Annotated in this window: 16 protein-coding genes; 10 read left to right on the forward strand and 6 right to left on the reverse strand. The window is 59.3% G+C overall.

Annotated features, from left to right (window positions below; genetic code table 11):
* Positions 1 to 71 precede the first annotated feature (71 nt).
* Complete coding sequence (locus PSEBG33_RS12110; protein ID WP_005788740.1) at positions 72 to 4295, forward strand: glycosyltransferase family 32 protein; 4224 nt, start codon at positions 72 to 74, stop codon at positions 4293 to 4295.
* A gap of 33 nt (positions 4296 to 4328) precedes the next feature.
* Here PSEBG33_RS12110 and PSEBG33_RS12105 read toward each other — a convergent pair whose 3' ends face one another.
* The 5 genes from PSEBG33_RS12105 to PSEBG33_RS12085 all read right to left on the reverse strand — a co-directional run bounded on the left by PSEBG33_RS12105 (position 4329) and on the right by PSEBG33_RS12085 (position 9404).
* Positions 4329 to 4898 carry a GNAT family N-acetyltransferase gene (locus tag PSEBG33_RS12105; protein ID WP_032803907.1) on the reverse strand — a complete coding sequence of 190 codons (570 nt, stop codon included), beginning with the start codon at positions 4896 to 4898 and terminating at the stop codon, positions 4329 to 4331.
* A 23-nt stretch (positions 4899 to 4921) separates the two neighbouring features.
* Positions 4922 to 7177: an Orn/Lys/Arg decarboxylase N-terminal domain-containing protein gene (locus PSEBG33_RS12100; protein ID WP_005788744.1), complete on the reverse strand. Its 2256-nt coding sequence runs from the start codon at positions 7175 to 7177 to the stop codon at positions 4922 to 4924.
* 105 nt (positions 7178 to 7282) lie between these two features.
* On the reverse strand, positions 7283 to 8023 hold the full coding sequence (dnaQ, locus tag PSEBG33_RS12095) for a DNA polymerase III subunit epsilon (protein WP_164699548.1): 741 nt from the start codon (positions 8021 to 8023) through the stop codon (positions 7283 to 7285).
* Between the two features lie 84 nt (positions 8024 to 8107).
* Positions 8108 to 8560 (reverse strand): ribonuclease HI, encoded by a 453-nt coding sequence (gene rnhA, locus PSEBG33_RS12090; RefSeq protein ID WP_003173571.1) that lies wholly within the window; start codon positions 8558 to 8560, stop codon positions 8108 to 8110.
* Between the two features lie 85 nt (positions 8561 to 8645).
* Positions 8646 to 9404 (reverse strand): class I SAM-dependent methyltransferase, encoded by a 759-nt coding sequence (locus PSEBG33_RS12085; protein WP_005788749.1) that lies wholly within the window; start codon positions 9402 to 9404, stop codon positions 8646 to 8648.
* Positions 9405 to 9469: 65 nt separating this feature from the next.
* Here PSEBG33_RS12085 and gloB point away from each other — a divergent pair, with 65 nt between their 5' ends.
* From gloB to PSEBG33_RS12045, 8 genes are all read left to right on the forward strand, one after another.
* Positions 9470 to 10237, forward strand: a complete 768-nt coding sequence (gene gloB / locus PSEBG33_RS12080) for a hydroxyacylglutathione hydrolase (RefSeq protein ID WP_005788750.1) — start codon at positions 9470 to 9472, stop codon at positions 10235 to 10237.
* A 98-nt stretch (positions 10238 to 10335) separates the two neighbouring features.
* A complete protein-coding gene (locus tag PSEBG33_RS12075; RefSeq protein WP_005788751.1) occupies positions 10336 to 11736 on the forward strand; it encodes a transglycosylase SLT domain-containing protein in 1401 nt (466 codons plus the stop codon).
* Between the two features lie 211 nt (positions 11737 to 11947).
* Complete coding sequence (locus PSEBG33_RS12070; protein WP_005788753.1) at positions 11948 to 13777, forward strand: extracellular solute-binding protein; 1830 nt, start codon at positions 11948 to 11950, stop codon at positions 13775 to 13777.
* Positions 13774 to 15612, forward strand: coding sequence for an extracellular solute-binding protein (locus PSEBG33_RS12065; RefSeq protein WP_005788754.1), 1839 nt, complete (start codon positions 13774 to 13776; stop codon positions 15610 to 15612). Before PSEBG33_RS12070 ends, PSEBG33_RS12065 begins: the two co-directional genes overlap by 4 nt.
* Positions 15613 to 16686 (forward strand): microcin C ABC transporter permease YejB, encoded by a 1074-nt coding sequence (locus tag PSEBG33_RS12060; protein ID WP_005788756.1) that lies wholly within the window; start codon positions 15613 to 15615, stop codon positions 16684 to 16686. It begins immediately after the preceding gene.
* A gap of 1 nt (position 16687) precedes the next feature.
* The gene (locus tag PSEBG33_RS12055; protein ID WP_005788757.1) at positions 16688 to 17707 is read left to right on the forward strand and encodes an ABC transporter permease; all 1020 of its coding nucleotides are present in this window, start codon (positions 16688 to 16690) and stop codon (positions 17705 to 17707) included.
* A 1-nt stretch (position 17708) separates the two neighbouring features.
* Positions 17709 to 19310: an ABC transporter ATP-binding protein gene (locus PSEBG33_RS12050; protein WP_005788759.1), complete on the forward strand. Its 1602-nt coding sequence runs from the start codon at positions 17709 to 17711 to the stop codon at positions 19308 to 19310.
* Positions 19311 to 19387: 77 nt separating this feature from the next.
* Positions 19388 to 20281, forward strand: a complete 894-nt coding sequence (locus tag PSEBG33_RS12045; RefSeq protein WP_005788760.1) for an AraC family transcriptional regulator — start codon at positions 19388 to 19390, stop codon at positions 20279 to 20281.
* On the opposite strand, the gene PSEBG33_RS27440 is transcribed toward PSEBG33_RS12045, so the two are convergent.
* Positions 20223 to 20810, reverse strand: coding sequence for a LysE family translocator (locus PSEBG33_RS27440; RefSeq protein WP_032803577.1), 588 nt, complete (start codon positions 20808 to 20810; stop codon positions 20223 to 20225). The genes PSEBG33_RS12045 and PSEBG33_RS27440 overlap by 59 nt on opposite strands.
* Positions 20811 to 20983: 173 nt before the next feature.
* Between PSEBG33_RS27440 and PSEBG33_RS12040 the strand changes: the two genes are divergently transcribed.
* The gene (locus PSEBG33_RS12040; RefSeq protein WP_005788762.1) at positions 20984 to 22441 is read left to right on the forward strand and encodes an alpha/beta hydrolase; all 1458 of its coding nucleotides are present in this window, start codon (positions 20984 to 20986) and stop codon (positions 22439 to 22441) included.
* Positions 22442 to 22461: the final 20 nt, after the last annotated feature.

Below are 22461 nucleotides of genomic sequence, written 5' to 3' on the forward strand. Positions count from 1 at the left end.
GCAGCACACTCATCGAGCAGAAAGCATCAGCTTTCCACTGGACGATACACCGCAGCCAAGGATAAATCCCCATGCACCACCTTCAAAATGCACTGGCACATCTGCCGCTTGCAAACTCTACTGCCCTGTTTCATGCGCCCTCCCCCACACTGTCAATCACCCCCCCGCCCCTGCCGCTGGAGGGCTCGACCAGCGACTCGGACACTGAAGTGCTCGACAACCCGACAACCCTTAAACGAGCCTTCAGTGATCGCTGTAACTGGCAGGCACTGGCCGCGAACCTGGGCAAACTCCTCACGGAACTGCGCGAAGGCTCTCCCGCCGACTTGGCCGATCAACAAGGCGTGCTGGAAAGCCGACTCACGTCGCACTTGAACACCTCGACGCTGCCGGTGTGCGAGGGCTCCACCTACGCGGTGCGGCATAACCTGGCACCTACTGCACAAGTCAAAGTGGGTACATTTCTCAGCGGCAGCGGCCTGACCACTCCTAAATCCTTTGACGACTTACTCAAGCTCTATCACGCTGCCACGCAACACGTGCATACCCATCCTCTGGGTAATTTCAGCGGAGCGATGTCTTGGCCAGTCCCGCTGGAGGCGAAAGATAAACAAACTATCATCGACCTGTTGAACGCGCCTGACCCAACCCTGCCCGACCTGCCATTAGTCGACAGAAAAGGCGCGCTGGGTTATCTGTTGTCTGCCAGCAACCTGTCCAGCAATGACTTCAAATTCCCAGCCAGAGCGGTAGAAATGCTGCTGGGATCGGCCAAGGCACAAGCGCTGGGCCAAGCCATTCAAGCCCGGCTGGGCGGCATTGCGACGCACACCAGCATCAATGACTACCTGCTCGCCGCTATCCAGTTGGGACTGGACCCGCAATCCATGGGCACACCGGCGCGTAACAGCGTTGGCGGCTTTGATCTAGGGCAACGGGCGCTCTGGAATCAGCCGCCCAGCGCAACGATCGAGGGTTTGAGCCGTCATCTGGTCAAGGAGGCGCGAACCCCTGCGGCATCGGCTGAACTGGCAGCACATATGTTGCTGGCTCGTACTGCGCCTGAATACCTGGTCAAGGGCATTCCGCCCAACGTGACCTACGGCAGCATTCCCTGGACCCAGTTGGCCATCGCCGCCGCCAAGCTGGAAGCCCAATCACCGGGATGCGTACTCACAATGACCTACAGCGAAGTGCTCGCCGCCGCAGAGGGCCTCGACGTCGGCACACCGCTCTCGCAGCATATCCATCGCGAAGCCTTATGCAACTGGGCAATCGTTAATGGCCACTTGAAGGCTGAACCGACACCCACCGACACTGAAATGCGCGCTGTACAGGACGCCTTCAGCATCCAGCAGAAAGCCTTGCAAGCCACGGCCCTGGCACTTGCAACCCCCATTCCGATGCGTGAAAACATGGGAATGGATCTGCTCAGAGAAAAATTCCCAGGCGTACCCGATGAGGTCTTCAAGGCGAAAAACCTTACGAAAGCCCGGTTGATCAAAGGACGCCCCGGCATCTTCCCCGGAAGCCACTCAATGCTGGATGTCGTCATGCACGGCGACAAAGTCAAAAATGATGACAGCGAACATTGGATCACCAAAGACACGCGCATCCCCATCAAACAGTTTTGCGCGCTGTCCGACAGCGGCGCGCTGTCGGTAGTCGATGCGTTTAATCAGCAATACACGCCCGCGATGGAGGCGCAGGAGAAAGGCCATACGGGCATGACCCAATATCTGATCTCGACTTTGCCGCCGCAGGACCGGAAAAACTTCGAATATGGCCAGCTCGAGTTTTTCCACACTAACGACTACGTGATAGGACCGGATTTCTCGACAAAATCCCTGATCAAAAAAGGTCATACTCTCGACGTGAAGATCACCCGCGACGGGCAGGTTAATATCTATCGGATTGATACCCGCGCAGGGAGCATTACCAAACACAATTACCTGGCCCATATTTACTCGCCGCCCTACTCCCGGCTGGACATGCGTGACGCCAACACGCTGCACAGGACCGTGCGATTCAACCCTTTCGAAGACGAGCACACCGAGCAGGCCAAGGAAAAACCGACGATCGCTGAAACACCCAAGGTCTTCGATTCCGACCGTACCCGCTATATCGCCAAGGTACTCACCAAACGCCTGGATTTGCTCGGTAAGGATCTGCTCGAACACGCACGTGGAACCACGTCTTACGACAAAACCAGCGCCGCCAACAAGGCCATCGGAGAGTTTTTCCTCAACCTGATTCCCTTCAGGTCCGCGATTGTCAACTTCATGCAGGGCAATATCGGCGATGGCTTGCTTGACCTTGGCATGGATGTGATGGGCCTGGTGACGCTGGGATCCGCCAAAGCCGCCCATGCAAGCAAAGTGCTCACTAAGGGCGTAGCTGGCCTGAAAGGCGCGGCAAGAACAGCAAGGTTTCTGGGCACCGTCGCCATCGACGTGCTCAACCCGCTGGGCGGTGCAGGCGATTTACTCAAGGGCATCAGCCGCTGGACCTGGTCCAAGGGAAAGAGCGCGTTCAATGCCCTCAAGGGCGCCAGCGGCAGCTACGACGTGCTCAAAGCGGCAAGTACCCAACATGGTCTGGTGGCCGTGGGTACCTCAAAGGTTGTCGGTCATGACCTGGAAATGGGTGCGGTATTTCGTGGCGGCAACTGGCACGCTTTCGACTCGGTCAAGGGGGTGCCCTATGGCCCACCACTGAAGAATTTTCAACCGACCGTGGCGGCGGCTGCCGGGGAAGTCAAAGTCCTCAATAAACCCTCGCTGCTGGGTTATGAGGCTGTGATTGATCCGGACCTGCTGCAAGTCAAGGGGATGCAGAACAATGTCTATGTGGGCCCAAACAACAAAGAATACATAAAAATCGACAACAAGCTCTACGCCTCCACGGTCAAGGATGGCCAGCGTGTGATCCAACATCCCAGTGCCCCACACAACGACATCAAGGTCAAAGACCTGGGGAGTGCAGGTTGGGAAGTTTCAGTCACCGCCAACCGCTTGCTCGGCGGTGTGCCCGACGCCTTACCCGCCTGGAAGCTAGACGACAAAACCTACGTGCTGCCGATGGACGACATAAAAGTAAACGCGGGCGCTTCTTCTTACCCTTACACGATCAAGTACGAGGGCGACAGCTATGCCACCAGCTTTGACACCAAAGTAGGTGCATGGGTAGCCGGTATAGGAATCGGGAAAGGAGCAAGCCCCCAATACTTCTGGAGAAGCGCGAAGAACACGTGGCAGAAGGGATCATTGGAGGAATATCGAAATGCCAAGAAGATCGCCAATCACACTTTCAGGTTTGTCGAGTTCGTCCAGCCGGCCATTTTGCAGGCCCCCAAGAATGTCAGGCCAATTCCTAAAGACATTCACTACTTCTGGGCCGGCGGCGACATACCTGATCACCTCGTCAAGAATATGGTGGCTAATAGAAAAAAAATGCCCGATTTCAAATCCACGGTACACGTCGACGCCGACACCCCAGCGTTATTCCAGGCCATCAAACTCAAGCTGGCGAAAGACGCACCTAGCGTTACCGTCCTGAACTTGCATGAAGACGACTTTTTCGAGCAACTGAAGAACACCGAGTTGTACTCATACTTTCGCCGGGGCCAGGGTCAGAACCTCGCCGCCAGCTCCGATGTGGCGCGCTACCCATTGATGAATAAATACGGAGGCATTTATCTTGATACCGATGACCTGATCCAAGGTCACATCGGACCGATAGCATTGAAGGCCGATGACGGGGAAATCCTGGTCAGTACGCCGGTCGCTATTACTATCAACGATTACAAACCCTGCATTAATACGAGCAACTTCGCTACACAACCAAACAATCCGCTTATCGCGCAAGTGATCAGCGAGATGAATCGCCGCTTCCCTGCAAACAAGGCCTATTTTAAGGCCAACCGCCCGATCGTCCCCAGAGACGCCCAGGGTGCGTACACGCTCACCCCGGAATTTCAAGCATACGAAATCAAGGTTTTTGAAACGGTGGGCCCGCTCATGTTTGACGACGTATTGAAATCAACGCGCCCCGATCTTCACGACCTTGCCTTCGATGGCTACAGCAAGGAACAGTGGTACGTCGATGGCAAAAAGATAACACCCGAGAAAGTGCTCGACGCCGGAACGGACTTTCGAGAATATTTTGAGCAAAAAGGCATTGTCTGGTCCGACGACCTCCAGCAGAACCTAACGGACGCCAGGCTTCGCTACTTGAGATTCAACAAGAACCTGAGCATCAAAGTCGGTAGCGAAAACTCCTGGATTGACACATAACTTACAGTCACCAGCGCTGACCCTGCACAGCGCTCAAACCTCATTGAGTTCGGACTTGAACAACCGATACCAGAAAATTGCGACTTCGCGGGTTTGCGGATCAATCCCGCGATAACGCAGTTGATCGATCCCGCCCATCACATACCCGCAGCGCTCATACAGGCGGCAGGCACCCAGATTATTGTTCTGGGTTTCCAGCATCATGCCCGGGAGGTTTTTCTTGCGCGCCCAGAACTGCGCCACATCCAGCAGCGCCTTGGCCACGCCATGGCGTCGCGCCGGCAACACCACGGCCAACTCATCAACATGCGCAAAACCGTTCCAGTTGGTGCTGACCACAATGTGCCCTACCGCACGGTCATCCAGGTAGGCCATGAAGATCGCACTGTCGGCGGCATCGCGAAAGCTGGCGAACTCTTCCGGGTCGATGCCATAGCATTTGCGATACGGCAGGACGCGCTCAACCGGCCATTGCTCGACGCGCTGGCCCATCTGCGGTACGCCATAGGCGCTAACCTCGAAACTGAAGTCATTGCCCCATACATAGGCGTCAAAACCTTCGTCGGCGACGCGCACACTGAGCCCTGGGTACTTCGGGTTCATCACAGCTTGCTGCATAAACATTCTTAACCCTTGATGCAATCGACGGTGTAACGACGGCCACTGCCATCATCTTCGTGTTGCAGCCCATGAACATCGGCGACAAAACCGGGGAAACTGCTATCGAACGTGCGGGCAAATGCCAGGTAGTCGATGATTGAACGCGTTGATTCAGTAAAGCGCTCGCCGGGCATTATCAATGGAATGCCCGGTGGATAAGGCACCAGCATTACGGCTGCGATGCGTCCTGGCAAGGCATCGATGGATACCGCTTCAACTTCGCCTCTGACCAGTTGGTCGTAGGCATCGGCGGGTTTCATCGCGATCTGCGGCAATACTGTGTACATGCGCTTGAGATGCTTGGCGGTGGCGTTGCTACGGTAACAGCTGTGCAACTGGTCGCAAAGATCGCGCAGGCCCAAGCCCTGATAACGTACCGGCCCCTGGGCGTACACCGAGGGCAAACAACTGGCCAGGCTGACGTTGGCATCGTAACTGCGCTTGAACTCCAGCAACTCGGTGAGCAAGGTGCTCCACTTGCCTTTGGTGATCCCCATGGAAAACAACACGAGGAACGAATAAAGCCCGGTTTTTTCCACCACGAGGCCGCGCTCCCAGAGAAACTTGCTGACCACCGCGGCGGGAATCCCACAATCGCTCAAGGCGCCACCTGCATTGAGGCCAGGCATCACCAGGGTGACTTTGATCGGGTCCAGCAAGACATAATCTTCAGCCACATCGCCAAAGCCGTGCCAATCATCCTGGGGATGCAATAGCCAGTCCGCCGTGGCAACGCGGTCGATACCCGCCACCGATTGTGGCTGCCAGATCGAAAACCACCAATCCTCGGCAGCGATATGCTGGCGCAGGTTGGCCAGCGCGCGGCGGAAACTCAGGGCCTCGTCGAACATTTCCTGCAACAGCGAGCGCCCGGCGGGGCCTTCCATCATCGCCGAAGCGACATCCAGCGAAGCGATGATGCTGTATTGCGGTGAAGTCGAGATGTGCATCATGAAGGCTTCGTTGAAACGGTCACGGTCCAGCTGCCGTGCGCCGCCATCCTGCACATGAATCATCGATGCCTGGCTGAATGCGGCCAGCAGTTTGTGGGTGGAGTGGGTGGTAAATACCAGCGGGCTGTCCGGTGTGCGCGAGGTGCCCATGCCATAGCGCCCGGCGAAAAACTCGTGAAATGCCGCATAGGCATACCAGGCTTCGTCGAAGTGCAGCACCTCTACGCTATTACCCAATTGCTGCTTGATCAGTTCGGCGTTGTAGCACAGGCCGTCGTAGGTGGAATTGGTCACCACCGCCAGCTTCACCTTGGGTGGCCGGCCATATGCCAACGGGCTGGCGTCGATCTTGGCGCGGATTGATTCGGGGCTGAATTCACTCAAGGGGATCGGGCCGATGATCCCCAGTTCGTTGCGCTCCGGGCACAGATACAGCGGGATCGCGCCGGTCATGATGATCGAGTGCAGCACTGACTTGTGGCAGTTGCGGTCCACCAACACCAGGTCGTCGCGACCGACCATGGAATGCCAGACGATCTTGTTGGCGGTGGAGGTGCCATTGATGACGAAGAAGGTATGGTCGGCGCCAAAGTTGCGCGCGGCGCGGGCCTCGGCTTCGGCCAGGGGCCCGGTATGATCGAGCAGCGAGCCCAGTTCAGGGACAGAAACAGACAAGTCCGAGCGCAGGGTGTTCTCCCCGAAGAACTGGTGAAACGCCTGCCCCACCGGGCTTTTACGATACGCCACGCCACCGCCATGGCCAGGGGTGTGCCAGGAATAATTGGAATCGGCGGTGTGCTGCACCAAGGCCTTGAAGAACGGCGGTAACAGGCCGTCCAGGTAAGTGCGGGCAGAGCGGGCGACCTGGCGCGCCAGGAACGGCACGGTGTCTTCGAACAGATAAAGAATGCCGCGTAGCTGGTTAAGCTCGCTCATCGCATCGGCCGGCGCGTTTTCAAGGGTGACTTGCTCACCCAGGGCAAAGATCGGCAGGTTGGGTGCCCTTACCCGCGCCAGGCGGATCAGCTCGACCATGTTTTGCAGCAGGTGGGTATTTTCCCCGGCGCCTTCTGCTGCGATCAACATGCACGCCAAACCATGATGGGTGGAGGCCACCAACCGCCCTTCGGCGTAATCCACCGCAGAAAATATACTGAAGCCCTCTTGTTCCAACTCCCTGGCGATGCCTCGAACCCGGTCACCGGCAACGGTGTCGGCCTTGATGTCACGGTGCACGATAAGAATAGGGAACTTGAGGTCTTTGTACATGAGCGCTCTTACTCCGGAGGGCTTTGCACTCAGGGTAGAAGCTGGAAGCGAATGTGGCGAATGAAGATTTGGCAGCCCATCAAGATCAACTGCACTGCCCCGTGCTTATTGTTGCGTCAATTGAGTCCACAACGCCGGCGCACCCGCCGCCTTGGCAATCGCTTCCAACCGCGCCACGTGCTCGGCCAGGTCCTGCTCGCTGGCGCGGATGATTGGCGTCGGCTTGCGATCGGCCGGCAGGCGGCGGATTTCCGAAGGGCGATTGCCGGAGCCTTCCGCCGAACCACTGCCATCGGACGCATTACCAGCCAGGGACAGGCTGGTTTGCCCGCCGGTCATGGTCAGGTAAACGTCGGCCAGGATCTCGGAGTCGAGCAAGGCGCCGTGCAGCTCACGGCCGGAGTTATCGACGCCATAGCGTTTGCACAAGGCATCGAGGCTGTTGCGCTGGCCCGGGTGACGCTCACGGGCCATCATCAAGGTATCGAGGATGGTGCAGTGCTGGGAAATGTCCGCACGGTCCGTCTGCCCCATCAGGGCAAATTCGTTGTTGATGAAGCCGATGTCGAACGCTGCGTTATGGATGATCAACTGGGCGCCGTTGATGAACTCGAAGAACTCATCGGCCACTTCAGCAAAGCGCGGCTTGCCCTTGAGGAACTCGTCGGTGATGCCGTGGACGCCGATCGCGCCTTCGTCACTGTCACGATCCGGTTGCAGGTAAACGTGGAAGTGGCGGCCGGTCAACCGGCGCCCCATCAGTTCGACGCAGCCGATTTCGATGATCCGGTGACCATCGGTCACCGGCATGCCGGTGGTTTCGGTATCGAGTACAACAGATCGGATGGCCATCAGGGTTCAGCTCTCAACGGTGTGGTGTGCAATGTGATGTGGTGAATCAAAGGGCGCGATGTTAACACGTGGGCTGATTCAGCTCTGCTTGTAGCCGCGCACTTCATCCACACCACGATTGGCCAACTGGTCGGCGCGTTCGTTGCCAGGGTGGCCGATGTGCCCACGCACCCATTTCCAGGTGATGTCGTGACGGTTGCATTGCTCATCGAGCAATTGCCACAGGTCGGCATTCTTGACCGGCTCCTTGGCCGCCGTCTTCCAACCGCGCTTCTTCCAGTTGACCATCCACTCGTTGATGCCCTTCATCACGTATTGCGAGTCGGTCACCAGCAGCACGTTGCAGCGCCGCTTGAGTTCTTCCAGGCCACGAATAGCGCCCATCAGCTCCATGCGGTTATTGGTGGTGTTGGCTTCACCGCCCCACAGTTCCTTCTCCACGCCCTTGCACACCAGCAAGGCGCCCCAACCGCCGGGGCCGGGGTTGCCCTTGCAGGCGCCATCGGTGAAGAGTTCTACGCTATCGGTCATCGGTTGTATCCATCAAAACGGGCTGGCGGTAATCGACCGACAGTATCCCGAGGCCGGACAAATCGGCCTGAAATCAAAAAAGGGTTCAGCGTTCGCTTTGCTTGCGGTTGACCTTGGCCATCGGCATCGGCACGAGCTTGCCAATGGGCTGGCGCGCAACCTGACGCACCGGCCGCAACCCGACCACGATCTTGCGCGCTACCAGTAGATAGAAGCCGCCGCCGGATAATTGCCAGGCACCCGCACGGCGTTCCCAGCCGGCCAGGCGGCCCTGCCACTTGGCTGTTGCAAGCGGCGGACGATAGCACCCGAAGCGACGTTTCTCCAGCGCAAAGCCCAGCAGGTTCAGCCAGTCTCCCACCCGCGATGGCGAGATGCAGCGCGCCTGACGCAGGCCATCACGGGCGAACACACGGCGCAAGCCCCAGCTGCTCCAGGGGTTGATACCGACAATCAGCAAATGGCCACCTGGGCGCACGCTGCTCGCGGCTTCGCGCAGCAACCCATGGGGCGACAGGCAGAAATCCAGGCCATGCTGCAGCACTACCACATCAGCGGCGTGCTCGCTCAAGGGCCAGGCCTGTTCCTCACAGACGATTTCCACCCCCGGTAGCGGCGCGCCCAGGCGAACATTGCGTTGCACCTGAGGCGCCGAAGGCGGCGTCTGGGCCGAGGGGCCGTAATGCACCAGATAGCCGCCAAAGAACCGGCCCAGCTCGTCGTCGAGCATACGCCGCTCTTCGTCCAGCAGAAATTGCCCAATCGGCCCGGACAACCATTCACGAGCCGAACTGATCAGGGCCAGCCACTCAGGATCGGCCTGGGCGAACGCTTTATCAGTCATTGCATTCTCCAACTCGCCTAGACGTTCTAAGATGCACCAATGTGTTCAGCTTGGCGAATCGAAGAATGATACAGATCAGTGCCCTACCCGCCTTCACCGACAACTACATCTGGTTGTTACAAGACCCTTCCACCCTGCGCTGCGCCGTAGTCGACCCGGGCGATGCCGCGCCGGTGCTGGCCTGGCTCAAGCACAACACCGAGTGGACCCTCAGCGACATCCTGGTCACCCACCATCACCATGATCATGTGGGCGGTGTCGAGCAACTGAAAAATACCACCGGCGCCAAGGTTTACGGCCCGGCCAATGAAAAGATTCCGGCGCGGGATGTAGCCCTGCACGACAATGACCGCATCAACGTGCTGGGCTGGGACTTCGACGTGTACGCCGTGCCGGGGCACACGCTGGGGCATATCGCCTTTTATCACCAGGGCGTGTTGTTGTGTGGCGATACGCTGTTCGCTGCCGGCTGCGGCCGCCTGTTCGAGGGCACGCCGGAGCAGATGCATGCCTCCCTGCAGCGCCTGGCCGCCCTGCCTGCCGATACACTTGTGTACTGCACCCATGAATACACACAAAGCAACCTAAAGTTTGCCCAGGCCGTTGAACCGGACAACACCGATATCGCCGAACGGGTGGAAAATGTTGCCCAACTCCGCGCCCGTGGCGAGATCACGCTGCCTTCGAGCCTGGCGCTGGAAAAACTCACGAATCCCTTTTTGCGCACCGCTGAAACATCCGTTAAACAAAAAGCGGACGAACGGAATGGCCGCGACAACCGCTCTGGGGCCGAGGTGTTTGCTAGCTTGAGGGCTTGGAAAGATAAGTTCTAAGAGGATGCAATCTGATACGTAATTTCTGAATGGTTGACCGGAACCAAAGCGCTTTCTAGAATCGCCCGACATTTTTGCCCGGAACTTACTTCCAGCCAATGTCGTCATCTATTCGTAAATCCATTTCTTCAGACGCATTGACCCGCTTGGCTCAAGCCGTGGCGGTGGCCGTTTCCGCAACTCTGGCGGGCTGCCAATCGACTAATTACGCTGCACAATCCACCGTGCAACCCAAACCCAATCTTGCTGCCAAGATCAAGCAAAAACCTATTTGGCTATCAGAGAAGCCCAGCCCCGAAGTGCCCCAGGATGTCTGGGAACGCATGCGTCGGGGCTTTCAATTGCAGGACGGTGTAGGCGTCAACCCACGCATCGAGCAACAGCGTCTGTGGTTCGCCAGCAACCCGTCCTTTCTGGAGAACGCCGGTGAACGCGGCAGCCTCTACATTCATTACATCGTCGAACGCCTTGAAGAACGCAACATGCCTCTGGAGCTGGCCCTGCTGCCAGTGATTGAAAGTGCCTACAACCCGATGGCTTATTCGCGCAGCGATGCGGTCGGCTTGTGGCAGTTCATTCCCTCCACCGGGCGCTACTTCAACCTGCGCCAGACCCGTGCCTACGACGGCCGCCGCGACATCACCGCCTCCACCACCGCCGCCCTGGACTATCTGACGCGTCTGCATGACATGTTCAACGGCGACTGGCTGCTGGCCCTGGCGGCTTATAACGCCGGCGAAGGTACGGTCAGCCGGGCGATCGAGCGCAACGAAAAGCTCGGCCTGCCCACCGATTACTGGAACCTGCCCCTGCCCCAGGAAACCAAGGACTATGTGCCCAAGTTCCTGGCCCTGTCCCAGGTGGTTCTGGCGCCAGAGGCCTACGGCGTCAACCTGAACCCGATTGCCAACACGCCGTACTTCGAAGTGGTTGAAGTCAAGCAAAGCATGGACCTGTCACGGGTTGCCGCGTTGGCCGAGATCGACGAAGACGAACTGTTCCAGCTCAACCCGGCCCTGAAACAACGCACCACCCTGGACGGCCCCCAGCATTTGCTGGTGCCGACCTCCAAGGCGCAGCTGCTCACCAGCACCCTTTCGACGATGAAGCCGGAAGAATTGCTGAGCATGCGCCCCAAGAAGCCGGTGTTCGACGAAGTCGAGACCAAGTCGGTGGCCGGGCGTACCCGCAGCTACAAGGTGCGCAGTGGCGATAACCTTACCTTGATCGCCAAGGCCAACAAGGTCGACGTGCATGACCTGCAACGCTGGAACAAGCTCAACGGCCAGGCACTCAAGGTCGGCCAGACCCTGGTGATGCAGGATACCCGCAAGGCCGTCGCGAAAAAACCGGTGCAGTACAAGGTCAAGAAAGGCGACTCGTTGTACATGGTCGCCAAGCGTTTCAACGTTGAGATGCAACATCTCAAGCGTTGGAACCCACGCACCGGCCAGGCACTGAAACCGGGGCAAATGCTGGTGGTGTCGGGGCCAAGATAAGGCCCTCAAGAACACCGAGGAGCTAATGTAGGAGGGGGCTTGCTCCCGATAGCGATGTGTCAGCCAGCCTGGTATTGACTGACACACCGCTATCGGGAGCAAGCCCCCTCCCACATCGGCCTATAGCCAATTTCAAGATGCTTTTTCCAACCGGAACAAGCTGTTACTGTACCGATCATAAAGCCCAAGCCGCCTGGATCGGATCTCTGACTTGAAGCGTCCTCTCCTTCTACTAACAAGTCTGGCCTTGAGCTTTGCTGCGAACGCGACGATTACCGAGAGCCACGGTTACGCGCAGTTCGGCTCACTCAAGTACCCGGCCAAATTCACCCATTACGATTGGGTAAACCCTGCAGCGCCCAAAGGCGGCACACTGCGGGTTATGGCCTTTGGCACCTTCGACACGCTCAACCCCTATACCTTCAAGGGCACCAGCCCGGTTTCCACCGGCAATTTCCTGCAATACGGCGTCAATGAGCTGAACGAACCCTTGATGGTCGGCACCGGCCAGTACGCGCCGTCGGGCGACGAGCCCACTTCCAGCTATGGCCTGATTGCCCAGTCGGTGGAATACAGCGAGGACCGCAGTTGGGTGGTGTTCAACCTGCGCCCCGAAGCGCGCTTTCACGACGGCAAGCCGATCACCGCCGCAGACGTGGCGTTTTCCTATCGCACGCTGTTGACCGAAGGCCATCCGCAATACCGTACGAGCCTGCAGGAAGTGGCCCGGGTCGATATTCTCAACCGCCACCGCATCCGTTTTGTATTCAAGCGCGCGGGCAACCCGTTGCTGATCCTGCGCCTGGGCGAACTGCCGGTGCTGCCCCAACACTATTGGAAGGACCGTGACTTCAAGGCCACCACCTTCGAGCCGCCGCTGGGCAGTGGACCGTACCGCATCACCAAGGTCGCCCCCGGGCGGCAGTTGGTGTTTGAACGGGTCAAGAATTACTGGGGCAAGGACCTGCCGGTCAACCGAGGCTTCTACAACTACGACAAGGTCGAGGTAGAGTTCTATCGCGACAGCGACGTGGCTTTTGAAGCCTTCAAGGCTGGTGAATTCGACATTTACATCGAGCATCAGGCCAAGAACTGGGCCACGGGCTACAACTTCCCGGCGGTCAATCGTGGCGATGTGATCAAGGCGCAGATTGCCCACCAGATCCCCACCCAGAGCCAGGGCCTGTTCATGAATACCCGGCGGCCCGCCTTCAGCCAGGCCAAGGTCCGCGAAGCCCTGGGGTTGATGTTCGACTTCGAGTGGACCAACCGCACCCTGTTCAGCAGCGCCTACAAGCGTTCGGTGAGCTATTACCCCAACAGCGAATTCTCGGCCACCGGCCTGCCCGTGGGCCATGAGTGGCTGATGCTCTCGCCCTATCGCGACCAACTGCCGGCCGCACTGTTTACCCAGCCGTTCAGCCTGCCGCAGACCGACGGTCGCGGTATCCCCCGCGACACGCTGCGGCGCGCCCTGACACTGCTCGGCGAAGCCGGCTGGAAACTGTCGGGCCAACGCCTGCTCAACAAGGATGGGCAACCGCTGCGCCTGGAGATCCTGCTGGTCAACCCGAACCTTGAGCGCATCCTGCAACCTTATGTCGAAAATCTGACCCGCATCGGCATCGACGCCCGCTTGCGCACCGTCGACCGGGCACAGTACAAACAGCGCCTCGATCAATTCGATTTCGACATGATTCTGATGACCCTCAACCAGACCTTGAGCCCTGGTCTGGAGCAGTGGCAGTACTTTCACTCCAGCCAGGCCACGATCAAAGGCAGCAAGAACTACGCCGGCATCACCAACCCGGTGGTCGACCATCTGTTGGATCAACTGCTGGCGGCGCAGACCCGCGAAGAACAACTGGCGGCCGGCCGCGCCCTGGACCGCGTGCTGCTGTGGCAGCACTACAGCATTCCCAACTGGTACCTCAACTATCATCGCCTGGCGTACCGCAACCGGTTCGCCTTCGTTACCACGCCGCCCTATAGCCTGGGCCTGAGTGCGTGGTGGCTGAAAGCTTCGGAGAAAGCCCAATGATGTCTTTGCGTACTACCCTGCTCGCCAGCCTGTTGCTGTGCACCGCGGCCCAAGCCGCCCCGCAACACGCGCTGACCCTCTACAACGAGCCCCCCAAATACCCCGCCGACTTCAAGCATTTCGACTACGTCAACCCCGACGCCCCCAAAGGCGGCACCTTCCGCGAATCGGCCATGGGCGGCTTCGACAGCCTCAACCCCTACATCAGCAAGGGTGTGCCGGCGGATAACCTGCCGTTGATCTACGACACCCTGGCCATGCAAAGCCTGGACGAGCCCATTACCGAATACGGGCTGGTGGCGGGCAAAATCGAAAAAGCCCCGGACAACAGCTGGGTGCGTTTCTACCTGCGCCCCGAAGCGCGCTTCCACGATGGCCATCCGATGCGCGCCGAGGACGTGGTGTTTACCTTCCAGACCCTGATCAAGGACGGTAACCCGCTTTATCGCAACTACTACGCCGATGTCGACGAAGTGGTGGCCGAAGACCCGTTGCGTGTGCTGTTCAAGTTCAAGCGCACCAACAACCGCGAATTGCCGCTGATACTCGGGCAGTTGCCGGTACTGCCCAAGCACTGGTGGGCGACCCGCGACTTTTCCAAGGGCAACCTGGAAGCTCCCCTGGGCAGCGGGCCTTACCAAGTGGCGCAGGTCAAACCCGGACGCATGATTCGCTACGAGCGGGTCAAGGACTACTGGGCCAAGGACCTGCCGGTCAACAAGGGTTTCTACAATTTCGACACCCGCATCACGGATTACTACCGTGACAGCACCGTGTCCCTGGAGGCCTTGAAGGCCGGGCAGTTCGATTACTGGCTGGAGTTCAGCGCAAAGAACTGGGCCAACGCCTACAACATTCCAGCGGTGACCCAGGGCCGACTGATCAAGGAAGAGATTCCCAACGGCAACCCCACCGGCATGCAGGGCTTTGTGTTCAATATGCGCAAGCCGATGTTCCAGGATGTGCGCGTGCGCAAGGCCATCAGCCTGTTGCTGGATTTCGAATGGAGCAATAAGCAGCTGTTCAACGGCGCGTACACCCGAACCCGCAGCTATTTCGAAAACTCGGAAATGGCCGCCACCGGTTTACCTGGCCCGGATGAACTGGCGATCCTTGAGCCTTTGCGCGACAAGATCCCGCCCGAAGTCTTCACTCAGGCGTTCGAACCTTCCAAAACCGACGGCAGCGGCATGATCCGCACCCAGCAGCGTGAGGCTTACCAACTGCTGCAAGAGGCAGGCTGGAAGATCGTCGACGACAAGATGGTCGATACCACCGGCAAGCCGGTGACTATTGAATTCCTGCTGGCCCAGACCGAATTCGAACGCATCCTGCTGCCGTTCAAGCGCAACCTGTCCGACCTGGGCATCGACCTGGTGATTCGCCGAGTGGATGTCTCGCAGTTCGTCAACCGCCTGCGCTCACGGGATTTCGACATGCTGGTGGGCAGCTTCCCACAGTCCACCTCGCCCGGTAACGAGCAGCGCGAATTCTGGAAATCCTCCAGCGCCGACAAGCCCGGCAGCCGTAACTACATGGGTCTCAAGGATCCGGCCGTTGACCAACTGGTCGAAGAGCTGATCGATGCCGGCTCGCGCCAAAGCCTGATTGCCCACGCCAGGGCGCTCGACCGCGTACTCCAGTTTGGTTACTACGTGGTGCCCAACTGGCACATCAAGACCTTCCGCGTGGCGTACTGGGACCACTTGGGTCATCCCAAGGTCTCGCCACGCTACGACGTGGGCACGGCCACCTGGTGGGCCAAACCCGATGTCAAACCGGCGGTCTCCCTGGACACCACACAAAACGCCGATGCGGCGAGCGGAGGCGATTGAATGCTGGCCTATATTGTTCGCCGCCTGTTGCTGATCATTCCCACGCTGTTCGGGATTCTGCTGATCAATTTCGTCATCATCCAGGCCGCCCCCGGCGGGCCGGTGGAGCAAATGATCGCCAAGCTGGAAGGCTTCGACGGCGCCACCAGCCGCATTGCCGGGGGCGGGGCCGAAGTCGCGGTGGCCGGCTCCAGCTACCGTGGCGCCCAAGGCCTGGACCCGGCGCTGATCAAGGAAATCGAAAAGATGTACGGCTTCGACAAATCGGCGCCGGAACGCTTGTGGATCATGGTCAAGAACTACGCACGGCTGGATTTTGGCGACAGTTTTTTTCGTGACGCCAAGGTCATCGACCTGATCAAGGAAAAGATGCCGGTGTCCATTTCCCTCGGGTTATGGAGCACCCTGATCATGTACCTGGTGTCGATCCCTCTGGGGATCGCCAAGGCCACGCGACACGGCAGCCACTTCGATGTGTGGACCAGCTCGGCCATCATCGTCGGCTATGCGATTCCGGCGTTCCTGTTTGCGATCTTGCTGATCGTGGTGTTTGCCGGCGGCAGTTATTTCGACTGGTTCCCCTTGCGCGGGCTGACCTCCAACAACTTCGACGAGTTGAGCGTTGGCGGCAAGATCCTCGATTACTTCTGGCACCTGGCGCTGCCTGTCACCGCACTGGTGATCGGCAACTTCGCGACCATGACCCTGCTGACCAAGAACAGCTTTCTCGACGAGATCAACAAGCAATACGTGGTCACCGCCAAGGCCAAAGGGCTGACCAACCACCGCGTGCTCTACGGCCACGTCTTCCGCAATGCGATGCTGCTGGTGATCGCCGGCTTCCCCTCGGCGTTCATCGGCATCTTCTTTACCGGCTCGCTGCTGGTGGAGGTGATCTTCTCCCTCGACGGCCTGGGCCTGATGAGCTTTGAAGCGGCCATCAACCGCGACTATCCGGTGGTATTCGGCACGCTGTTTATCTTCACCCTGCTGGGACTGGTCGTGAAACTGATCGGTGACCTCACCTATACCCTGGTCGATCCGCGTATCGACTTCGCCAGCCGGGAGCATTGAGATGAACCTGTCCCCCCTCAATCGCCGCCGGTTCGAGCGGTTCAAGGCCAACAAACGTGGCTGGTGGTCGCTGTGGCTGTTCCTGATCCTGTTCGGGCTGAGCCTGGGCGCCGAGCTGATCGCCAACGACAAACCCCTGGCCGTACATTACGACGGCGACTGGTATTTCCCGGCGCTCAAGCGCTACCCCGAGACCACCTTCGGCGGCGAATTCCCCCTGGAAGCCAACTACAAGAGCCCGTATATCCAGGAACTGCTCAAGGCCAAGGACGCCTGGACCTTGTGGGCGCCGATCCCGTTCAGCTACCAGAGCATCAACTACGACCTGAAGGTCCCCGCCCCTGCGCCCCCTTCAAGCGTGAACCTGCTGGGTACCGATGACCAGGGGCGTGACGTGCTGGCGCGGGTGATCTACGGCTTTCGCGTATCGGTGCTGTTTGCCCTGACCCTGACCGTGCTCAGCTCGATCATCGGCGTGATTGCCGGCGCGTTGCAGGGGTTCTATGGCGGCTGGGTCGACCTGGCCGGGCAGCGCTTTCTGGAGATCTGGTCGGGGCTGCCGGTGCTCTACCTGCTGATCATCCTCGCCAGTTTCGTGCAGCCCAACTTCTGGTGGCTGCTGGGGATCATGCTGCTGTTTTCCTGGATGAGCCTGGTGGATGTGGTGCGCGCCGAGTTCCTGCGCGGGCGCAACCTTGAGTACGTGCGCGCAGCGCGGGCGCTGGGCATGCAGAACGGCGCGATCATGTTCCGCCATATCCTGCCCAATGCGATGGTCTCGACCATGACCTTTCTGCCGTTCATCCTTACCGGCGCCATCGGCACCCTCACCGCCCTGGATTTCCTTGGCTTCGGCCTGCCGGCGGGTTCGCCGTCGCTGGGTGAATTGGTGGCCCAGGGTAAATCCAACCTGCAAGCGCCGTGGCTGGGCATGAGTGCCTTTGCCGTACTGGCGATCATGTTGAGCCTGCTGGTGTTTATCGGCGAGTCCGCTCGCGATGCGTTCGACCCGAGGAAATGAGATGAATCCGGACAATCTGATTGAAATCCGTGACCTCAGTGTCGAGTTTGTCACCGGTGAACATCACCACCGCGTGGTCAACCAGGTGAGCTTTGACATCAAGCGGGGTGAGACCCTGGCGCTGGTCGGCGAAAGCGGCTCCGGAAAGTCGGTAACGGCCCACTCGATCCTGCGGCTGCTGCCCTACCCGTTGGCGCGACACCCGAGCGGCACTATCGAATACGCCGGGCAAGACCTGCTGACCCTTAAAGAAAAGACCCTGCGGCATATTCGCGGCAACCGCATTGCAATGATCTTTCAGGAGCCGATGACCTCGTTGAACCCGCTGCACTCCATCGAGAAGCAGATCAACGAAGTACTCGGCCTGCACAAGGGCCTGACGGGCAAGGTCGCTACCCGGCGCACCCTGGAGTTGCTGGAGCTGGTGGGCATCCCCGAACCGCACAAACGCCTCAAGGCGCTGCCCCACGAATTATCCGGTGGCCAGCGCCAGCGGGTGATGATCGCCATGGCGTTGGCCAATGAGCCGGAGCTGCTGATCGCCGATGAGCCGACCACGGCCCTGGATGTCACCGTGCAGTTGAAGATCCTGGAGTTGCTCAAGGAGTTGCAGGCGCGGCTGGGCATGGCGCTGTTGCTGATCAGCCACGACCTCAACCTGGTGCGACGCATCGCCCATCGCGTGTGCGTGATGCAGCAAGGTTGCATCGTGGAGCAGGCCGAGTGCGAAACATTGTTCCAGTCGCCCCAGCACCCCTACACCCAGGAATTATTGGCAGCAGAGCCCAGCGGCGGCCCGGCCGGCAATGAGGTCGGCCCAGCGTTGCTGGAAGTAGACGACCTGAAAGTCTGGTTCCCGATCAAGAAGGGCTTTTTGCGCAACACCGTGGATTACGTCAAGGCGGTGGACGGCATCAACTTCAGCCTGCCCCAGGGGCAAACCCTGGGCATCGTCGGTGAAAGTGGCTCGGGCAAGTCCACCCTGGGCCTGGCGATTTTGCGCCTGATCGGCAGCAAGGGCGGGATACGCTTCGAAGGCCAGCAACTGGACACGCTTACCCAGCAACAGGTGCGGCCGTTGCGCCGGGAAATGCAGGTGGTGTTCCAGGACCCGTTCGGCAGCCTGAGCCCGCGCATGTGCGTCAGCGAAATCGTCGGCGAGGGCTTGCGTATCCACAAGATGGGCACGCCTGACGAGCAGGAAGCAGCGATTATCGCAGCGCTCAGGGAAGTGGGCCTGGACCCCGAATCCCGTCATCGCTACCCCCACGAATTCTCCGGTGGCCAACGCCAACGTATCGCCATCGCCCGCGCCCTGGTGCTCAAGCCGCGCCTGATTTTGCTGGACGAGCCCACCTCCGCCCTGGACCGCACGGTACAACGCCAGGTGGTTGAGTTGCTGCGCGGCTTGCAGGCCAAGTACAACCTGACGTACCTGTTTATCAGCCATGACCTGGCGGTGGTGAAGGCGCTCAGCCACCAACTGATGGTGGTCAAGCAAGGCCAGGTGGTGGAGCAAGGCGATGCCAAGGCGATTTTTGCCGACCCACAACATGCCTACACCCGCCAGTTGCTCAAGGCCGCCTTTTTGGTACCTGCCTGACATCACATCAAGGCTGACGCCACGGGCGGTGTGTGTAAAGATCAGCCCTCGATCTCTCAAGGGATGGAACCACCGCCATGTCGCTGAACACCACTGCCCGCCCCGCTCAGGCGCCTTGTTTCTGGCGTGACGAACGCGTGCCGTTTATCGAGGCGCGCACCATTGCCGACGGGCGCAAGGTTACCTATACCCGGCACGCCCATGAGCACTTTTCCATCGGTGCGATCACCACCGGGCGCAGCTATTACCACTACGGCACACAAACGTTCGAGATCAGCGCTGGCACCGTGGTGCTGATGAACCCCGGCGACGTGCACGCCTGTAACCCTATCCAGAATGAGCATTGGTCCTATCATATGCTCTACCTGGATACACCCTGGCTGACCGACCTGCAGCACCAGTTGGGTTTCAGCACCGACCAGGGTTATCGCCCGTTCAGCACCCCCTATACCCGAGACGTCTCGCTGTATAACGGCTTATTGGCGTTGTACCGACTGTTGGTGGATGAGCAGGCCGAACTGCTGCACAAACAGAGCGCGCTGGTAGGTTACTTCAGCGAAGTCCAGCAGCGTTTGAACCCGTCGCTTACGCCGATACGAGAGGTCAATCACAAGCTGGAGCGTGCGGCGGACTTCATCCGTGAACACTGCACCGAGGCGTTGAAGCTGGAGGACATTTGCCTGGCGGCCGAGCTGTCGCCGTCGTACCTGATTCGCGCGTTCAAGCAATATTACGGGCTGACACCCCATGCCTTCCTGGTCAATCGCCGTATCCAGTTCGCCCGCGCTCGATTGCGCGACGGCGAACTGATTGCCGATGTCGCCCTGGCCGCAGGCTTTGCCGACCAGGCGCACTTCCAGCGCACGTTCAAACAACACTTTGCCGCCACGCCCGGGCAGTACCGCGAGAACCTCAAGCCATCAGCAAATAACCCACACTGGCCACCAGCAACGCGGCCATTGAGCGGTTGAACAGGCGCACGCCCTGCGGGTTGTTCAAGTAGCGACGCAAGAACGTCCCGGCATACGCCCAGCACGCCACCGACAGGTAGCAAATCACCAGGTAAAGCGCCGCAAACAGCCATACCTGCCCCGCATCGCCATCGGCCACGAACAACCCCATCCCGGCCACGCAGGCCAGCCAGGCTTTGGGGTTGAGCCATTGCATGATCGCGCCGTACAGCATCGATGGCGCGGTAGCGGCGCCTTCAGCGTCAAGGCGACCGTCATCCATCGCCAGTTTCCAAGCCATATACAACAGGAAAGCCACCCCGCCCCACTGGATTACCTGAGTCAGTATCGGCCAGCGCACCAGCACTTCATGCAGCCCCAGGCCGATCAGCACCAGCAGTAAAGTGAAGCCGACTGCCGCGCCGAACACATGTTTCTGGCTGGCGGCAAAGCCAAAGCGTGCACCGCTGCTCAGGGCAACCACATTGACCGGCCCAGGGGTGATGGAGGTGGCCAGGGCGAAAGCGGCCATGGAAATGATCAAGCTCATTGCAGTCCCTTCTTGTTATGTCAAACACAGGTGACTTCACGGTAAAGGCTCAGACACTGCGGATATTGAACAAAATGCCCCTTGGTGAACATTTGTGGTGATTCTGTAAAGGCGTGATTCCAGGCCACCTATCTCGGTTAAGGTAGGCGCCCTTTGGCCTTGACTCACTCTTCATGTCAACACTCAAGCACCTGCTGGTACTGCTCCCGCTGATCATCATGTCCCAGTCTGCCCACGCCCAGCCCGGCGCTGTGCGTTGGCAGCCGTGCACCAACAGCCCCTTCGACAATTGGTTTGACGCTGAGCCACCGGAGGATCTGCTGTGCGGCTATGTTGAGGCGCCTTTGGGATATTCGGGCAACGCCAAGGCGGACAAGGTACGACTCGCGCTGACCCGCTTGCCTGCCACCAGCGTCAAACAGGGCAGCGTAGTGGTGATCAGCGGGGGGCCGGGTCTGCCCGGGATCAACCCCTTCCTGGCCGATGACGACACCGTGGCCAGGCTCACGCGCTCCTACGACATTATCGGCTACGACCCGCGAGGCGTGGGGCAGTCAACACCGAAGATTTCCTGTGCCTTGCCCGAGCGGGACGAAAAAACGGTCATCGACGAAAACGACGCTGGCGCCTTGGAAGCCCAGGTCCGCAAAACCCTGGCCGCCTGCATCGAACATACCGGCGCAAAGGTCTTGCAGCACATGGGCACCGACGACGCGGTCAATGACCTTGATGTGATCCGGGCTGCGTTGGGCGAACCCGGTTTAACCGCAGTAGCCTACTCCTACGGCACCCAGGTCGCGGCACTGTATGCCGAACGTTTTCCAGCGCAAACCCGTGCATTGGTGCTGGACGGTGTGGTGGACGTTTCAGAGGACGATTACACCCAGCTACTGAATCAGGCTCGCGGCTACCAGCAAACCTTCAAACGCTTTGCAGCGTACTGCGCAAAAAACCGTGACTGCCCTTTACCGTCCGATGAGGCGGGAGCGACCAAGGCGTTTCATCAACTATTACGCCAGGTATACGACACAGCCTTGATCACGCCCGATGGGGACGAAGTGACCGCCGACGACCTATTGACCACCACTCAAGCGCTGCTGCTGTGGTCCGACCGCTGGCCCGAGCTGATGGCTTTGTTGCACAAGGCCAACGACGGGATCGCCGATGAACAGGTAGCCGGGCTGATTGACGAGAACGTCGGGGAAGATGCCGATGATGCCCTGAGCGTAATCTCTTGTGTAGACGTCGCAATCCCGGGTCGCGATGTTCAGTTATTGCGCAAGCAGAGACAGGCGATTCGAGAGGCCTCGCCCTTCACCAATTACCTGGCGGTGCAGCAGTCGGGCTTGGAACTGTGCGACCTGTGGCCATGGCGCGGCACACTTTCAGCCCACGTGCCGGTGGCCGCACCGAGCCTGCCACCGTTGCTGTTTGTCGGCCAGCGATTCGATCCGACTACGCCCTACATCAACGCGCGGCAGATGGCGAAATGGTTTAAAAGCCCACTGGTCACCCGTGAGGGAGACGGTCACACCCTGGTGCTCAACGGTATCGACCGCTGCGTGGATGAGGCTGTCGTCGACTATCTGCTGGCGCCTCGTGAGACCAGAACGGACAAGACCTGCCGCTAGCCAAGTGCCGAGTGCCGAGT

Origin of the sequence: Pseudomonas synxantha BG33R (genome assembly GCF_000263715.2) — a bacterium.
Lineage (GTDB): Bacteria > Pseudomonadota > Gammaproteobacteria > Pseudomonadales > Pseudomonadaceae > Aquipseudomonas > Aquipseudomonas synxantha_A.

Excerpts from the sequence above, each read along its gene's own strand:
- PSEBG33_RS12110 (WP_005788740.1), top strand. The coding sequence starts at position 72 with ATGCACCACCTTCAAAATGCACTGGCACATCTGCCGCTTGCAAACTCT.
- PSEBG33_RS12105 (WP_032803907.1), bottom strand. The coding sequence starts at position 4,898 with ATGAACCCGAAGTACCCAGGGCTCAGTGTGCGCGTCGCCGACGAAGGT.
- PSEBG33_RS12100 (WP_005788744.1), bottom strand. The coding sequence starts at position 7,177 with ATGTACAAAGACCTCAAGTTCCCTATTCTTATCGTGCACCGTGACATC.
- rnhA (WP_003173571.1), bottom strand. The coding sequence starts at position 8,560 with ATGACCGATAGCGTAGAACTCTTCACCGATGGCGCCTGCAAGGGCAAC.
- PSEBG33_RS12085 (WP_005788749.1), bottom strand. The coding sequence starts at position 9,404 with ATGACTGATAAAGCGTTCGCCCAGGCCGATCCTGAGTGGCTGGCCCTG.
- gloB (WP_005788750.1), top strand. The coding sequence starts at position 9,470 with ATGATACAGATCAGTGCCCTACCCGCCTTCACCGACAACTACATCTGG.
- PSEBG33_RS12075 (WP_005788751.1), top strand. The coding sequence starts at position 10,336 with ATGTCGTCATCTATTCGTAAATCCATTTCTTCAGACGCATTGACCCGC.
- PSEBG33_RS12065 (WP_005788754.1), top strand. The coding sequence starts at position 13,774 with ATGATGTCTTTGCGTACTACCCTGCTCGCCAGCCTGTTGCTGTGCACC.
- PSEBG33_RS12060 (WP_005788756.1), top strand. The coding sequence starts at position 15,613 with ATGCTGGCCTATATTGTTCGCCGCCTGTTGCTGATCATTCCCACGCTG.
- PSEBG33_RS12055 (WP_005788757.1), top strand. The coding sequence starts at position 16,688 with ATGAACCTGTCCCCCCTCAATCGCCGCCGGTTCGAGCGGTTCAAGGCC.
- PSEBG33_RS12050 (WP_005788759.1), top strand. The coding sequence starts at position 17,709 with ATGAATCCGGACAATCTGATTGAAATCCGTGACCTCAGTGTCGAGTTT.
- PSEBG33_RS12045 (WP_005788760.1), top strand. The coding sequence starts at position 19,388 with ATGTCGCTGAACACCACTGCCCGCCCCGCTCAGGCGCCTTGTTTCTGG.
- PSEBG33_RS27440 (WP_032803577.1), bottom strand. The coding sequence starts at position 20,810 with ATGAGCTTGATCATTTCCATGGCCGCTTTCGCCCTGGCCACCTCCATC.
- PSEBG33_RS12040 (WP_005788762.1), top strand. The coding sequence starts at position 20,984 with ATGTCAACACTCAAGCACCTGCTGGTACTGCTCCCGCTGATCATCATG.